This window comes from Ectothiorhodospira sp. BSL-9 (genome assembly GCF_001632845.1).
GTDB lineage: Bacteria > Pseudomonadota > Gammaproteobacteria > Ectothiorhodospirales > Ectothiorhodospiraceae > Ectothiorhodospira.
This window is the reverse complement of sequence record NZ_CP011994.1, coordinates 2,600,449-2,615,714: the sequence shown is the minus strand read 5'-3', so window position 1 is coordinate 2,615,714 and position 15,266 is coordinate 2,600,449. Positions and strand designations below refer to the sequence as shown.

Here is a 15,266-nt window from a genome sequence, read left to right as displayed (position 1 = left end):
GATCTGCCTCGCTATCAGCGGCTGAATACCGCCATGGACTCCACGTGAGCCGTATGCGGAAACATGTCCATGACACCCGCCGCTTCCAGTCGATAACCATGCTCGCGGACCAGTTCACCTGCGTCTCGCGCCAGCGTGGCCGGGTTACACGAGACATAGACGATCCGTTCCGGCGCCAGGGCTGCCACCGGCCCCAGCACCTCCCAGGCACCGGGCCGGGGCGGGTCCAGCAGGACTCGGTCCACCGGCTCGGATAACCAAGTCGCCCCGGCAAGGTCCGCACTCAGATCCGCGGCAAAGTAACGGGTGTTATGAACACCATTTTTGACTGCATTCTCCCGAGCCCGTTCCACCATGGCGGCATCCCCCTCCACCCCGGTCACCCGGGCAGCCCGCCGGGCCAGTGGCAGAGTGAAGTTACCCAGCCCGCAGAACAGGTCCAGCACCCCATGCTCCGGTGCCACCTGCAATAGCTCCATGGCCTGAGGCACCATGCGATGGTTCACATCCCGATTCACCTGGATGAAATCCACAGGGGAAAACGGGATACGCAGCCCCTCCTCCGGATGAGTGAAACACAAATCCGCGGGTGACTCCGGCCACAGGGGGTTGATGCTGTCCGGGCCACCGGGCTGCAGCCAGATCTGCAGTTCATGGTCCTGCCCGAAGGCCTTCAAACGCTCCCGGTCCCCCTCGGTGAGCGGATCCAGGTGGCGAAACACCAGGGCCACCGCATCATCATCCCCCACCCCAACCTCGATCTGTGGTATCCGCTCCCGCGCCTGCATGGCGGTGAGCAATGCCCGCAGGGCCATGATGCGCTCACCCACCGCCGGATGAAGCACATGGCAAATCTCCAGTTCGGCCAGATAGGGGCTGCCCCGCTCCCGAAAGCCCACCAGCACACCGCCTTTCTTGGGCACATGCTTGACGCCCAGGCGCGCCTTGCGTCGATAACCCCATCGGGGACCGGTGATGGCAGGAAGCACCCGGTCCGGGCTCACGCTGCCAAGATGCTTGAGATTCTCCAGCATGGCCTGCTCCTTGGCCCGCACCTGGGCTGAGGGATCCATGTGCTGGAGCACACAGCCGCCACAGACCCCAAAATGGGGACAGCGGGGTTCCACCCGATCACTGGAGGCCTCCAGCACCTGGTCGACGCGCCCTTCGTCGTAACGGCGACTGCGGCGCGTGTAACGGAAAGTCACCGTCTCGCCCGGCAATACGCCGTCCACGAAGACGGCCTTGCCGTCCAGGCGGGCAACACCGCGTCCTTCGTGGGTCATGGAATCGATATGGGCCTGAACGGGCTCGTCAGGCAATTTATTGCGTTTTCTGGCACTCATTCCGGGGGGTGTCCGAGCCAGGCCTGGTGGAAGGCCTGCAGGTGGGTGGCTTCTGAAGCCCGCAACAATTCGGCCACGCGCCCCTCTTCCCGGGCCAGGCCTTCATCGCTGAGGCGGCCTCTGAGGTGTTCAAAGCGCAGAAAGACCAGGTAGGTGTTGAGCACATCCGTCTCGCAGTAGTCGCGAATACCCTGGATATCCCCGGCCAGCCAGGCATCCCACACGTGGGCGCCGTTCATTCCCATCTTGCCGGGAAAACCCAGCAAGGTGGCGATCTCGTCCAGGGGCGCATTGGCGCGCATCTGAAAGCCGGCCAGCACATCCATCAGGTCCACGTGGCGCCAGTGAAAGCGGGAGAGGTAATTGTTGTAACGAAAGCTGCGATCGTCATCGCCGGTATCCCAGTACCGGGGCGCCGAGACCTTGTGAAGCAGCGAGCGATAATGCAACACCGGCAGATCGAATCCGCCACCGTTCCAGGTCACCAGGGTGGGGGCATAGCGCTCGATCCCCTCGAAGAAGCGTCGCACCAGCTCGGCCTCATCCGAGTCCGGGCTGCCCAGGGACCACACCCGCAACTGATCCCGTGTGGCCAGCACCACGGAGATGGCCACCACCCGATGCAGATGGAGGGCCAGAAACTCGCTACCGGTCTTCTGCAACCTGAGTTGCGACAGGGCCTTGGCGGCCTTGGCGTCGTCCAGATCTTCCAGGCCATGAATCCTGCGGCCGCCCTTTACGTCGGGGATGGTCTCGATATCAAAGACCATCACCGGTTCTGCGAACGCGGCCGTCATGCGGGAAACACGCCAGTGGAGATATAGCGGTCACCACGGTCACAGACAATGGATGCGATCACGGCATTTTCCAGTTCCGCCGACAGCCTCAGGGCCGCGGCCATGGCGCCTCCGGAGGAGACACCCGAAAAAATGCCCTCCTCTGCGGCCAGTCGCCGCATGGTCTTTTCGGCCTCATCCTGGGAGACGTCAATCACCCTGTCCACGGCGGCAGGATCAAAGATGCGCGGCAGATAGGCCTCAGGCCAGCGGCGGATGCCCGGGATGCTGGACCCTTCAGTGGGCTGCACACCAATGATCTGGATGTTGGGATTCTGCTCCTTCAGGTAACGCGACACCCCCATGATGGTGCCGGTGGTCCCCATGGAACTGACAAAATGGGTGATCTGCCCCTGGGTGTCTCGCCACAACTCCGGCCCGGTGGTTTCATAGTGGGCGCGGGGGTTGTCCGCGTTGGCAAACTGATCCAGCACGCGGCCCTTGCCCTCGGCCTGCATCTGCTGGGCCAGGTCCCGCGCACCCTCCATGCCCTCGCCTTTGGTGACCAGGATAATCTCGGCGCCAAAGGCCTTCATGGTCGCGCGCCTTTCAGAACTCATGTTTTCCGGCATAATAAGCACCAGCCGGTATCCACGGATGGCGGCGGCCATGGCCAGGGCGATGCCGGTGTTGCCGCTGGTGGCCTCAATGAGGATGTCGCCGGGGCGGATGTCGCCGCGTTCCTCCGCATGGCGGATCATGCTCATGGCCGGGCGATCCTTCACCGAACCGGCGGGGTTATCACCCTCCAGTTTGCCCAGCAGCACATTGGAGGTGTCACCCGGCAGGCGTTGCAGCCGTACCAGGGGCGTGTTGCCCACGCAGGATTCCATCGTCGGATAATTCATCGTTAAAGGTCGCCTCGAGACTCAGGGCCCATTATAACCATGCCGGACACCCCTTTCGAAATGCCGCCGAAGCACGGCTGGACACGCCCGTTTTCGCGCCGATGTCGCTGGATGGGGCTCACCGGTCTGGGCCTGATGGGGGCAAGCCTGGCGCTCCCCGCGTTCGGCGAGGAGGCATGGCCCACCGAGCAGGATTATTTCATGGACCTGCCCGTGGCCCTCACCGCCACCCGCCTGCAACAGCCCCTGATCGAGGCGCCCGCCTCGGTCACGGTGATCGACCGGCACTGGATCAGCCACAGTCAGGCCCGGGACATCCATGAACTGCTGCGCATGGTGCCGGGGGTGGTGGTGGGCTCCGCCAACGGTGGGCGCCCTATCGTGACCTACCACGGGTTTTCCGAACAGTTTGTGCGACAACTCCAGGTGCTGGTGGATGGCCGCTCCATTTACACCTCCATCAACGGGGGCACTCAATGGGGCATCCTGGATCTCACGCCGGATGACATCGAGCGGATAGAAGTCATCCGCGGGCCCAACGCCGCCGCCTATGGCTCCAATTCCTTCTTCGCGATCATCAATATCCTCACCCGGCATTCCGCCGAGACGCAGGGTAACCGGGTGTCCACCCGCCTGGGGTCCAATGGGGTTCGCGACCTGCGCTGGCGTTACGGCGGTGATACCGAGCAAGGCCACTATCGGGTGGCCATCCAGCGCAAGGAGGACGACGGCTTTCCGGACAAACACGACCAGCGTCGCATCGACACCTTCAGCGCCCGGTCCGACTGGAACCCCCTGCCCGGGATTGGCATCACCACCCAGCTTGGGCTGGGCCAATCCCGTAAAGGCATCGACGGCGTACAAGGCGCACTGGGCGCACTACCAAACCGGGAATTCACTCGCGACTTCGGCCACCTTCACCTGCAACTCCAGGATAGCCGCGACGCGGATACGACCCACAGGTTGCAGTATTACTTCCAGTTCCATGACCTGGAGGATGATTTCGAAGCTCTGAATGCGGAAGGTGATCGCTACACCACCACCCTTGAATCCCGGGCACAACGTCATGATCTGGAACTGGAGTCATCACGCCGCCTCTCTCCCGACTCCAGGGTCGTTTACGGCGGCAGTGCAAGACTCGATCGTTCCGCGTCGTCCTATTATTTTGATGACCGGGGATGGATTGAGAACGAGTTCTATCGGGTATTCGGCCACTGGGAGTGGTCTCCGACGCCTCAATGGCTGGTCAACCTGGGAGGCATGTACGAATACAACGACATCACCAAGGATAACCTCATGCCCAGGGCGGCCGTTGTCTATATGCCCCATCCAGAGCACAGTCTTCGCCTCGTGGCGTCTCGAGCCACGCGAACCCCGAGCCTGGCGGAAGAGGAAATCAACATCGTCGACCGCTCGAGACCCGACCAGGAACGAACCCTCACTAGATCGCAGGGCGGACTCGAGCCAGAGGTCATTCATTCTCTTGAGTTGGGCTACCACGGCCAGTTTGCCGATGGTCGGCTGACGACTGACGTAAAACTGTTTCGTAACCAATTGCAAGACCTGATCCAGGTTCCTTATGCCGCCTTCAATCAAGCCGAAGAGGGGGGCGAGTTCCGCAATATCGGAGGCTTGACCCTGCAGGGCCTTGAAACCCAATGGGATTACCGGCCCACACCCCGTCTGCGTCTGCTGGGGGGATTCGCCCTGCTGAGCACATCCCAGGTGGACGAAGACGCCCAACCACAGGCCGATTCCATACCGGGGCATACGGCCAATCTGGGGTTGATGTTCACACCCGACAACCCCTGGACACTCACCGCGGAGTATTACCACTACGGCTCCATCGACTGGCTTGATGACCCGGTTATGGACAGTCCGCCCCTGGATGCAGGAGACGGTTTCCTGGACCTGCACGTGAGTCGCACCCTGGGGCCCCATGCCTCCGCTGCACTTTCAGTGAGAGATGTGCTGGCCAGTGGCTTTGACAGCCGCGTGGATGGCCCCAACCGGCGCGGCAACCGCCGATCCACCGAAGCCTACCTAAGCCTCTCCCTGGAGTTCTAGGCACCGCGAGCGGAACAGCCCGCACAGAAGGAACGCCCACTTCATGACAAGGATCGCTCATCCCCACCGGCTTATCCTGGCGCTGGCCTTACTGGCCGGCAGCCTGTTGTTGCCGGTGCCCGACGCCTCGGCGGGCAGCCCCCAGTGGGAGCGTATTCTCTTTCTGGCCAGTGAGGACAGTGGCCCGCATCAAAGCATCTTCGGCCAAATCCATGACGTGCCCAATGGGCGGATGGTGTATGCCGCCTTGGGACACCCCGACACCGAAGCATGGTTGTCCATCTGGGACTGCCATCGCTGCCTGGTCATCACTTCCGGCACCCGCTCCCTTAACCGGGCCCTGCCAGGCCTCAGTGAAGCCCACATCCTGAGCATCACCATCCCGCGCCAGTCCTTCGAACTGGCCGTCCAGACCCATGGCGACACGGACCGCCTGGCGGCCATCTTCATGGACATCCCCCTGGAGCAACGCATGGCGATCGCTCGGGAAGTGCTTCCCGGCATCAATCGTCTGGCGTTGATTGAGGGCCCCTCCCGCGCATCCCCCGTGGAAGGATTGGCGAGCCATGAAAGCAACGGGGCCACGGGAGTCGAGCGTTTTGTCAGCTATCAGGAAAACGATCTGATCCGTACCTTCGCGCGCGCTTCGGAGCGGGCCGACGCCATCCTGACCGTCCCGGATCGGCGCGTTTACAACCCGCGCACCATCGTCAGCATCGTGATGACCACCTACCGCCATAGAACACCCCTGATTGCGCATTCAGAGAGCCTGCTAAGGGCGGGGGCGCTGATCTCCATTCATGCCACTCCAGAACAACTCGGAAAGGAAGCCGCCATGCTGCTCCAGTCGCTGGAGAGCGGACAGCCCCAGTGGAGCGCCCAGCGACATCACACGGAACGACACGAAGTGGCGATCAACCCGTATGTAGCCCGGTCATTACGTATCCAGGTGGCCCCATGAAGCTGAAACTCACCTCAATTCCCGCCCATCCGGGTTCCGGGCAAACACCAAAGACCATGGCTCGTCACCGTCATCCGTCAAAGGCATGCCGCTGCACTGCTGGCAGAACCCTTCCATGGCTCATGGGCACGACCCTGCTCCTGCCACTTGGCCTGCCCGCCTGGGCTGGCGAATGGTCCCCCACGGAGCAGGATTTTTTCATGGATCTGCCGGTGGCCCTGACGGCCACCCGTCTGGAGCAGCCTCTCTCCGAGGCGCCGGCATCCATTACGGTCATCGACCGGGAGTGGCTGCAGGCCAGCCAGGCTCGCGACCTGACGGACCTGCTTCGACTGGTGCCAGGATTCATCATCGGGCAACACAATGGCAGACAGCCCATGGTCGTTTACCAAGGTCTAGGACAGCAGTTTGCTCGCCAGATGCAGGTGCTGATTGATGGCCGATCGATTTATAGCCCCACCAACGGTGGTGCTCAGTGGGCCGAACTGGGGCTGTCTCTGGAGGAAATCGAACGCATCGAAGTCATTCGGGGACCCAATGCCGCTGCATACGGCTCTAATTCCTTTTCCGCCATTGTTAACATACTGACACGCCATTCTGGAGACACTCAGGGACAGCTACTATCGACAAGCCTGGGTACGGCAGGTATTCGCGACGTTCAGTATCGTCTCGGAGCAAGCACCCCAGACGCTGCCCTTTCCTATCGGATAACCGCCGGGCAAAAGTCCAGTGATGGTCTTAGCGAGCAACACGATGAATTCACGTTGACGAAGGTAAATGCGCGCGCCGATTGGCATTTTGCGCCTGGTTTGGTCCTCATGGCTGGTACCGGCCTTGCTGAGTCCCGAAAGACCACCGGTGAAGGCGAACAACCCATATTTCGCAACGACCAAGTGGACGGTGGATATGTGCATTTGCGACTTGAGGATCAGCGGGACATGGAGACCCACCATGTATTTCAATATTATTTCGAGCAAAACACCACTTGGGATGAGTTTGCAATCACACCTGATCGCCGCGGCAAGGCCACATCCCGCCGCCACGATTTAGAGTTGGAACGGCACTCCAAGCCCGCCAGCGATACACAACTGGTACTGGGCGGAGGAATCCGGGTGGATCGCTCACGCTCAAACTATTATTTCGATGATGGTGACTGGATCAGCAATGAACTCTACCGGCTATTTGGCCACTTGGAATGGAAGCCGACTCCCCAATGGTTGGTGCATCTGGGCGGGATGTACGAACACAATGACCTTGTGGGTGGTGAATTCATGCCCCGGGCTGGTATTACCTTTATTGCCAGTGAGCAACACAGTATCCGCCTGGTCACCTCGCGCGCCATACGAACACCCAGCCTTGTGGAGGCCTTCGCTGCGGCCCGCCCTCCTTACAGCGAAAATGCTTTACTCACCACCGAAGACAACCTCCAGGCGGAGGTCATCCGCTCCTACGAACTGGGTTACCATGGGCAATTCGACCAAGGTCGCGTCACTGTCGACCTCAAGGGGTTTCACAACACCATCGAACGGATCATCCAGATGCCCTACGAGGCCATCATCAATGCACAGCCCCCCGGGGTATTCCGCAACGAAGGCAGCCTGCGCATCAGCGGTGTGGAGGCCGAATTCGGCTACCGCCCCCACCGGCGCCTGCGCCTGATGGGCGGGCTGAGCCTGATGCAGGCCCGTAGTGATGATCACGGCCAGACACAGGCTGATTCCGTACCTTCCCATGTGCTGAACCTGGGCATGATCCTGCGCCCCAGTGATGACTGGCGCATCATGACCAGCTACTACCACTACAGCGATGTACAGTGGATTGATGATCCCGGCAGTCGCCCCGCGGACGCGGGGGACGGTTTCCTGGATCTTCACCTGACCTACGACCTGTCCCCCAGGGTGGAAGCCTCACTTTCCATCACCGACCTGCTGGCCAGTGGCTACGACACCCGCTCGCCGGACTCGAACTGGCGTGCCAACCCTCGCAAGACGGGGGCCTGGTTTACCCTGAGTGCCGAGTTCTGAGACTGCCCATGGAATGGTCCTCCCCTTTCTCCACCCATACCCTCAGGGGCGTCGGCAGATGCTCCTGGGCGAGCCGACGCCAATGGCTGAATGCCTCACTGACCCGGTTCTGCCTGATCATGGCGATATGGATCGGGATGGGCCAGACGGTTCTCGCTCAGGACGGCGGGGCAGAAGCCCCGACGGTCACGCACTTCCAGCGCATCATCTTCCTGGCAAGTGCAGAGACTCCCTTGCACCAGGAGGTTTTCCAGGGGCTCGCTCGCACCCTGCCAAGAGACAGGGAACCGGTTTTCACCGCAATGGACTCACCGGATGCTGCCCTGTGGCTCCAGAGTGCCGATTGCCACAACTGCCTGATCATTACATCCGGAACACGGGCAGCTGAATCCGCGCAAGGGCAAACGCGAAAGGCACGGGTGCTCAGCATCACCGTACCTGCCATCAGCTACGAGCGCGTCATGGATAGTCGCGGGGGTGATCCGCGTTTTGCGGCCATCTTCATGGACATCCCACTGGAACGCCGGGTGGAGATCGTACGCCAGCACGTGCCTGCCCTGAACCGCTTCGCCATCGTTCAGAGCCCGGGGTTTGGAACCACCCCGGACAACACCAGCCTCCGTGAAAAGGACGACCCCCTGTCCCTGCTGCGGTTCGCCGCGAAGGAGGACGACCTGATCCCCACCTTCATCCAGGCATCAAGGGAAGCGGATGCCATCCTCACCGTCCCCGACCGGCGCATCTACAACCCTCGTACCATCGTCAGTATCATGATGACCACGTACCGGCAGGGGACGCCGTTGATTGGTCATTCCGAGGCCCTTCACCGGGCGGGAGCCCTGATGTCCATCCACAGTCCGCCACAGGCCCTGGGCCGCGAGGCCGGCCAGTACATTCAGTCCCTGAGTGGCCCCGACGACTGGGTGGCGGTGCGCCGCCATACCGAAGTCCACCAGGTCTCCATCAATCGCCAGGTGGCCCGTTCCCTGCGCATCACGGTGGAAGAGCCCTGATGCAAGGTCGCATACGCCATCGCATCCTCACCCTGTCACTGCTACCCAGCCTCGCGGTGGCGCTGGCGCTGACGCTCTACTGGACGGACATCAAGGTCCGGGAACTGGATGAGCAGTTATTGATGCGCGGTGAGATGCTGGCGGCATTCCTGGGGCCAGCGGCTGAGTATGGGGTGATCTCCGGCAACAGGAACTATCTGGAGGCGGTGACCGCCAAGGCACGCATGCAGCCCGATGTGCTGGAGGTCACCATCAAGGATCACCAGGGGCATCAGGTTTACCATCACGAACAGCAGCCTGGTGGCAGTGATACCAACGCGGCCGTGGCCTGGATGGCCTCGCACCTGTTTGGCGAGGAGGTCAAACGTTTTCAGGAGGAGATCCGTCTCACGGCCCTGGACGAGTTCGACCTGCCCTTGCCCGATGCCTCCACGGCTCCGGGCAATGGCGATCCCCGCCTCATCGGCACGGTCTCGCTCAGCCTGACCAACGTCCCCACCTCGGTGCATCAGACCCAGTCCATGCTGCAGAGCCTGATGATCGTCATGCTCTTGCTGGCAATCACCTGGGTGCTGGTGAGCCGCTGGAGCATGCGCCTGTCCATGCCGCTGGAGAAGATTGCCGCCACGGTGAAATACATCGACCAGGGAGACCTCACGGCCCGCAGTCGCGCCCGGGTGGATGGTGAAATCGGCGTGCTGCAGGTGGGCATCAACAGCATGGCGGAGAGCATCGAGCGTTCCCAGCAGTCCATGACTGAGCGTGTTCAGGAGGCCACACAACGCCTGCAGGAAAAACTCCGCGAGATCGACGAGAAGAACCAGGCCCTGACCCGGGCTCGCGGTGAGGCCGATCAGGCCAATCGGCGCAAATCCGAGTTTCTGGCCAGCATCAGCCACGAACTGCGCACCCCCCTCACCGCAGTTCAGGGCTACGCGGAGTTGTTGATCCAGCGTGGCACCCTGGATGACCAGGAACGATCCTGGGTCAATATCATCGATGAATCCAGCCAGGACACCCTTAAACTGGTCAGCGACCTGCTGGATATTTCTCGCATCGAGTCCGGCAATGTCTACATCAACCGCACAGCCTTCAATCTGCGGCAACTGCTGGGCGAAGTGATCAGCGTTTGCGACAAGGCCGTGCCGGAGCGGACCGTCAATATTGCCCTGCTGATGGAGCCGGGCACCCCGGAGCATCTGATCAGCGATCCGCTACGGGTGAAGCAGTTACTGACCAACGTGCTCAGTAATGCGGTCAAGTTCACGCTGAACGGCCATGTCATCCTGCGGGTGCGGGCCCGGGAGACTGCCCAGGGCACTACTCTGGAGATGGAGGTTCAGGACTTCGGGCCCGGGATCGACGAAGTCCACCTGGAGCGAATTTTCGAGCCCTTTTACCAGGTTCAGCCCGACGAGATTCAGAGGGTGGGCTCAGGCCTGGGGCTTGGCATTACGCGAGGCCTGGTCAAGGTGCTCGGGGGGCAGATCTCGGTCGACAGTCGCCCGGGCGAAGGCGCCACCTTCCGCCTGCAGGTGCCCATGGAAACCGTCGACGCGGCCGCTGAACCCGCCGCACCGGTGCTCGATGCCCTGGTGATCCACGCGGATGACGCCGAGGCCCGTGACCTGGCGCTGGGCTGCGCACGCCAGCAGGGGCTGCAGGCGTGGCCAGTGGATAGCATGCAGGGCTTTCTGGATGCGCTGCGTGCATCGCACAGGCATCGGGGCTTGCTATGGCTGCGCCGTCCGGGTGCTGAGAGCCTGCGCGTCCTCAGACAGCCTCCCCGGCAGGCGGAGCAGGTGATCCTGGTCGCCTTCTCTGCCCTCCCGGACGATCTCACTGCAGAATGGCGTCGGCGCGGTGCGCTGCTGGTCGCGCCGCAACTGTCGGAAAGCATGCTGAGAGAGTATCTGCTCAGGCAGGGTACTGAATCCGGGCAGTACCCCGCTACCGAGAGACCCCGACTGGCACATCCAGGGCCCCGGTCCATCAGTGGCAAGCGCGTTCTCATCGCCGATGACAATGCCATCAATCGCCGTCTGCTCACCGAGTTCGTCAGCGGCATGGGCGGGCTGGTGGATGAAGCCGCCAACGGCCGCCAGGCTGCGGAGTCCTACCGGGCCCGGCGCTGCGATATCGTATTCATGGATGTACACATGCCGGTGCTGGACGGCCCCGGAGCGCTGCGGCTCATCCGCCGGGAGGACCCAGGCGCCAGGATCATCGCCGTTACCGCTGACGCCCGCCCTGAGTTCCATCGGGAGTTGCTGGAGCTGGGATTTGACCGCATCCTGACCAAGCCCGTTTCCCAGAACGATCTACTGGATTGCGTGAAAAAGGCCGCCAACGATCAGGTCCCGACCAGCGCCGCCCCCCCTGCAAGCTCGTTTCAACTGCCGACGGGTGGCCCCCTTCACGATCCGGAGCGTGCCCTGCGTATGGCTGGCGACTCCCCTGACCTGGCGAGGGAACTGCGACAACTCTTGATCCGGGATCTGACAAGGGCCCGACAGGAGTTGTGCGATACCGGGATGAAGCGCCCGGCGCTGCTGAAGCTGGCGCACCAGCTCAAGGGGGCCTCGCGCTATTGCGCCACACCCCGCCTGGAGGCGGCCAGTACCGCTCTGGAAAAAGCCTTGCGCGAGAATGACGAGGTGTCCATACCCGGAATGCGTCAAACCCTGCTGGACGAGGTGGAGGCCCTGCTATCGCTTTGGGACAACGTGATCAACCTGACATGACCACGAAGGCCAGGGCGTAATCGCGCTCATCGGAGAGACTGATCTGCGTCTCCTTGACCCCCAGGGCTTGCGCCGTTTCCTGCCCCCTGCCCTCAAGGCGCAGCAAGGGGCGTCCGTGGGGGTCGTGGTCGACGCAGGCATCCTGGAGGGACATCCGGGCCCCGATGCCCACGCCCAGGGCCTTGGCGGCCGCCTCCTTGGCCGCGAAGCGTTTCGCCAGGAATGCCGCCGGTGCGGGACTGTCGCGAAATCCGTCCCATTCGTCAGGATGCAGGATACGTCGGGCGAAACCCTCGCCATGGCGGGTCAACGAGGCCTCGATACGGTGCACAGCGACGATATCCGTACCGATCCCGATCACGCGCATCAGCGGGCAGCATCCATGGCGGCACGCATCTCCACCACCGCTTCCTGAATGCCACAGAACAGGGCCCGCGCCACGATGGAGTGGCCGATGTTCAACTCATAGAATTCAGGAATCGCGGCAATGGGTCCCACGTTGTCGTAGTCCAGGCCGTGACCGGCACTGACCACCAGCCCCAGTTCGTGACCGTGGCGCGCCGCCCGGCCGATCTGTTCCAGCAACGCCTGACGCTCCTCAGGGCTCCCGGCGTTGGCATAGGCACCCGTGTGCAGTTCCACCACGGGCGCGCCGATGCGCCGGGCGGCATCCAGGTGCTCGGGATCCGGCTCCACGAACAGGGAGACCTTGATGCCGGCCTCCACCAGCCCGGCACAGTAGTCGGCCAGGCGATCCTCATGCCCCAGAACGTCCAGCCCACCCTCGGTGGTGAGTTCCTCACGGCGCTCAGGCACCAGGCAACAGGCCTCGGGCTTCACCTCCAGGGCAATGGCATGCATCTCGGCGGTGGGGGCCATCTCCAGATTCATGCCACTTTGGATGGTATGGCGCAGGCCGTACACATCTGCGTCCTGAATATGGCGCCTGTCCTCCCGCAGATGCAGGGTGATGATGTCGGCGCCGGCGGCCTCAATACGGCGTACGGCATCTTCAAGATCGGGATAGGTGGTGTGACGTACCTGGCGGATGGTAGCCAGATGATCGATGTTCACACCCAGGCGTAAACGGGGAAAGACAAAGCTCATGATGTGGCATCCGATCGCCCGCGGGCGATGAGTTGACGTGAAACGAGGGGCTTACCCTCCAGATGGTGATCCAGCAGCAGACGCAGCACCCGCCTTGCCTGACGCCGGTCTTCGCGGTCTTCCAGTTGACCGCATAACAGGGCGGTCAATGCCCGCCCGGTGATACAGTGGGGTGAATCCATCTCGCCTGCACCGGCGGGACGCGGCGTCTGCTGAGGTTCCACCAGATAATGAGCGCTGGGGTCCAGTGTGTCGCTGGACAGGAACTCCAGGCCTTCCCCCAGCCATTGCAACAGCGCCAGCTCATACTGGCGCAACGGTAACTCCACGGGAATGCCAGCATCTGCCAGTTGGCCCAGTACCCGCTCATACGCCTCGAACAGTTCGGGAGCCTGGATCTGTCGGGGCAACAACTTCATGGCCAGTTCGTTCACATACAGGCCACAAATGGCCCGATCTCCCTTGAGCCGCATGGCCCCGGTCTCATCGCACTGGGTGAGGGTCTGTACCTGACCACGTCCGGACCAGGCCAGTTCCATCCGGCGAAAGGGCTGGGCGGCGTGACGCCCCCGGTTGCGGGCACCGCGCAGCACGGCGGCCATGCGCCCCTCGGATACGGTGAACAGTTCCAGCAGCTGGCTGGTTTCACGGTAAGGGCGGGCATGCAGCACATAGCCGATGCTGCGCGCGACGGTGCTCACGACTCCACGTCGATCCCCATGCGGCGGATACCGTCCAGATCATCCTGCCAGCCGTCCCGCAACTTCACCCAGAGCTTGAGCATCACCTTGCGTTCGAGCATCTGTTCCAGTTCCACCCGGGCGCCGCTGCCCACGCCCTTGATCATGCGGCCTCCCTTGCCCACGACAATGGCCTTCTGACCCTCGCGTTCCACCCAGATCACCGCGCCGATATGCAGTGCGGTGCCGGAGTCTTCCCATTGTTCCACCTCCACCGAGGTGGCGTAGGGCACTTCCTGGCCCAGGCGCTCCAGGAGTTGCTCGCGGATCACCTCCGTCACGCGAAAACGCTGACTGCGGTCGGTGATTTCGTCATCCGGGAACAGATGGGGGCCTGGCGGCAGGAGTTGCATCAGCGTGTCCACCAGTGGCTCGACGTTCTTGCCCTTGAGGGCCGAGAGGGGCACCACCTCGTGAAAGGGCAGCCGTCCCCGCACCTGGTCGATATAGGGCAAAAGGGCCGACTTGTCCTTGAGCCGATCCACCTTATTGATGACCAGCACCACAGGGCGGTTGCTGTTCTCCAGGCGCTGGGCCAGGGCCTCGTCAGCGGGTTCCCAGCGGCCCGCCTCCACCACCAGGACCACGGCATCCACATCATCCACTGCCGCCTGAGCGGTGCGATTGAGTACCTTGCCCAACAACTTGGGTGTGGAGGGATCCACCCCCGGGGTATCCACCAGCACCAACTGGTCCGGGCCGTGGGTGATCAGTCCGCGAATCCGGTGCCGCGTGGTCTGGGCCTTGCGGCTGGCGGCGGCGATCTTCTCCCCCACCAGGTGGTTGAGCAAGGTGGACTTGCCCACGTTCGGACGCCCGATAATGGCAACATAACCACAACGAGTGGACGACAGGTCATCACCCTGGCCCAGGGAGCCAGGATCGGAATGTTCAATCAAGTGTTCTTCTCCACGGCCTGGAGTGCTTCCATGGCCTTGACGGCGGCGGCCTGCTCGGCGCGGCGACGACTGCTGCCCTCGCCCTTCACCGATAACTCCCGAGCCGGGATATGGCAGGCTGCCTTGAAATGCTGATCATGAGGTTTGCCCGACACTTCCAGGATCTCGTAGTCGGGGATGTCCAGGTTTCTGCGCTGCAGCCATTCCTGCAGGCGGGTTTTGGGGTCCTTGAGGGATTCGGCACTGGGCAGGCTGGCAAAGCGGGACGCATAGAGCTTGAGCACGAAGTCCCGCGTGGTTTCAAAATCCGTGAGCACGTACACCGCACCGATCACCGCTTCCAGGGCATCGGCGAGGATGGAATCCCGGCGATGACCGCCACTCTTGCGCTCGCCCTCACCGAGACTGAGCAACTCCCCCATGCCCTGATCCCGAGCAATGACCGCCAGGCTGTCCTTGTTCACCAGGGCGGCCCGCAGGCGGCTGAGTTCCCCCTCCGGGGCCTCGGGCCGCACCTGGTACAGGCGGTCGGCGATGATGAAATTGAGCACACTGTCACCCAGATATTCCAGGCGCTCGTTGTGGCGCTGCCCGGCGCTACGATGGGTGAGCGCCTGACGCAGGGCTTCCGAATCCGGGACGGATTCGGGCAAAAGCGCCATAAGACCAGTACGTACCATG

At 62.5% G+C, this 15,266-nt stretch carries 13 protein-coding genes; 5 read left to right on the top strand and 8 right to left on the bottom strand.

The genetic code is table 11. The features are described from left to right. Positions 1-14: 14 nt before the first annotated feature. Genes rlmD through cysM form a run of 3 tightly spaced genes read right to left on the bottom strand, consistent with a single transcriptional unit; the run spans position 15 to position 3,030 of the window. Positions 15-1,346 carry a 23S rRNA (uracil(1939)-C(5))-methyltransferase RlmD gene (rlmD, locus tag ECTOBSL9_RS12130; RefSeq protein WP_063465266.1) on the bottom strand — a complete coding sequence of 444 codons (1,332 nt, stop codon included), beginning with the start codon at positions 1,344-1,346 and terminating at the stop codon, positions 15-17. Beyond that, positions 1,343-2,143 (bottom strand): 3'-5' exonuclease, encoded by an 801-nt coding sequence (locus ECTOBSL9_RS12125; RefSeq protein ID WP_063465265.1) that lies wholly within the window; start codon positions 2,141-2,143, stop codon positions 1,343-1,345. The genes rlmD and ECTOBSL9_RS12125 overlap by 4 nt, the downstream gene beginning before the upstream one ends. Then, on the bottom strand, positions 2,140-3,030 hold the full coding sequence (gene cysM / locus ECTOBSL9_RS12120) for a cysteine synthase CysM (protein ID WP_063465264.1): 891 nt from the start codon (positions 3,028-3,030) through the stop codon (positions 2,140-2,142). Before cysM ends, ECTOBSL9_RS12125 begins: the two co-directional genes overlap by 4 nt. 60 nt (positions 3,031-3,090) lie before the next feature. Between cysM and ECTOBSL9_RS12115 the strand changes: the two genes are divergently transcribed. From ECTOBSL9_RS12115 to ECTOBSL9_RS12095, 5 genes are all read left to right on the top strand, one after another. Continuing rightward, a complete protein-coding gene (locus ECTOBSL9_RS12115; protein ID WP_168161561.1) occupies positions 3,091-5,097 on the top strand; it encodes a TonB-dependent siderophore receptor in 2,007 nt (668 codons plus the stop codon). A gap of 43 nt (positions 5,098-5,140) precedes the next feature. Further along, positions 5,141-6,058, top strand: coding sequence for an ABC transporter substrate-binding protein (locus tag ECTOBSL9_RS12110; protein ID WP_063465263.1), 918 nt, complete (start codon positions 5,141-5,143; stop codon positions 6,056-6,058). Positions 6,059-6,180: 122 nt separating this feature from the next. Next, complete coding sequence (locus ECTOBSL9_RS12105; RefSeq protein ID WP_063465262.1) at positions 6,181-8,082, top strand: TonB-dependent siderophore receptor; 1,902 nt, start codon at positions 6,181-6,183, stop codon at positions 8,080-8,082. Positions 8,083-8,201: 119 nt separating this feature from the next. Next, complete coding sequence (locus ECTOBSL9_RS12100; protein ID WP_168161560.1) at positions 8,202-9,095, top strand: ABC transporter substrate-binding protein; 894 nt, start codon at positions 8,202-8,204, stop codon at positions 9,093-9,095. Next, on the top strand, positions 9,095-11,839 hold the full coding sequence (locus tag ECTOBSL9_RS12095) for an ATP-binding protein (protein WP_063465260.1): 2,745 nt from the start codon (positions 9,095-9,097) through the stop codon (positions 11,837-11,839). The genes ECTOBSL9_RS12100 and ECTOBSL9_RS12095 overlap by 1 nt, the downstream gene beginning before the upstream one ends. On the opposite strand, the gene acpS is transcribed toward ECTOBSL9_RS12095, so the two are convergent. The 5 genes from acpS to rnc are packed head-to-tail and all read right to left on the bottom strand — an operon-like array spanning position 11,826 to position 15,265. Continuing rightward, positions 11,826-12,206: a holo-ACP synthase gene (acpS, locus tag ECTOBSL9_RS12090; RefSeq protein WP_063465259.1), complete on the bottom strand. Its 381-nt coding sequence runs from the start codon at positions 12,204-12,206 to the stop codon at positions 11,826-11,828. The two genes, ECTOBSL9_RS12095 and acpS, sit on opposite strands and share 14 nt — an antisense overlap. Continuing rightward, entirely contained in the window at positions 12,206-12,946 is a 741-nt protein-coding gene (locus ECTOBSL9_RS12085; protein WP_063465258.1) for a pyridoxine 5'-phosphate synthase, read from the bottom strand. Before ECTOBSL9_RS12085 ends, acpS begins: the two co-directional genes overlap by 1 nt. Further along, complete coding sequence (recO, locus tag ECTOBSL9_RS12080; RefSeq protein WP_063465257.1) at positions 12,943-13,647, bottom strand: DNA repair protein RecO; 705 nt, start codon at positions 13,645-13,647, stop codon at positions 12,943-12,945. The genes ECTOBSL9_RS12085 and recO overlap by 4 nt, the downstream gene beginning before the upstream one ends. Beyond that, a complete protein-coding gene (gene era, locus ECTOBSL9_RS12075) occupies positions 13,644-14,585 on the bottom strand; it encodes a GTPase Era (RefSeq protein ID WP_082829908.1) in 942 nt (313 codons plus the stop codon). The genes recO and era overlap by 4 nt, the downstream gene beginning before the upstream one ends. Continuing rightward, positions 14,582-15,265 (bottom strand): ribonuclease III, encoded by a 684-nt coding sequence (gene rnc, locus ECTOBSL9_RS12070; protein ID WP_063465256.1) that lies wholly within the window; start codon positions 15,263-15,265, stop codon positions 14,582-14,584. The genes era and rnc overlap by 4 nt, the downstream gene beginning before the upstream one ends. Position 15,266 lies beyond the last annotated feature (1 nt).

Excerpts from the sequence above, each read along its gene's own strand:
- rlmD (WP_063465266.1), bottom strand. The coding sequence starts at position 1,346 with ATGAGTGCCAGAAAACGCAATAAATTGCCTGACGAGCCCGTTCAGGCC.
- ECTOBSL9_RS12125 (WP_063465265.1), bottom strand. The coding sequence starts at position 2,143 with ATGACGGCCGCGTTCGCAGAACCGGTGATGGTCTTTGATATCGAGACC.
- cysM (WP_063465264.1), bottom strand. The coding sequence starts at position 3,030 with ATGAATTATCCGACGATGGAATCCTGCGTGGGCAACACGCCCCTGGTA.
- ECTOBSL9_RS12115 (WP_168161561.1), top strand. The coding sequence starts at position 3,091 with ATGCCGCCGAAGCACGGCTGGACACGCCCGTTTTCGCGCCGATGTCGC.
- ECTOBSL9_RS12110 (WP_063465263.1), top strand. The coding sequence starts at position 5,141 with ATGACAAGGATCGCTCATCCCCACCGGCTTATCCTGGCGCTGGCCTTA.
- ECTOBSL9_RS12105 (WP_063465262.1), top strand. The coding sequence starts at position 6,181 with ATGGGCACGACCCTGCTCCTGCCACTTGGCCTGCCCGCCTGGGCTGGC.
- ECTOBSL9_RS12100 (WP_168161560.1), top strand. The coding sequence starts at position 8,202 with ATGGCGATATGGATCGGGATGGGCCAGACGGTTCTCGCTCAGGACGGC.
- ECTOBSL9_RS12095 (WP_063465260.1), top strand. The coding sequence starts at position 9,095 with ATGCAAGGTCGCATACGCCATCGCATCCTCACCCTGTCACTGCTACCC.
- acpS (WP_063465259.1), bottom strand. The coding sequence starts at position 12,206 with ATGCGCGTGATCGGGATCGGTACGGATATCGTCGCTGTGCACCGTATC.
- ECTOBSL9_RS12085 (WP_063465258.1), bottom strand. The coding sequence starts at position 12,946 with ATGAGCTTTGTCTTTCCCCGTTTACGCCTGGGTGTGAACATCGATCAT.
- rnc (WP_063465256.1), bottom strand. The coding sequence starts at position 15,265 with ATGGTACGTACTGGTCTTATGGCGCTTTTGCCCGAATCCGTCCCGGAT.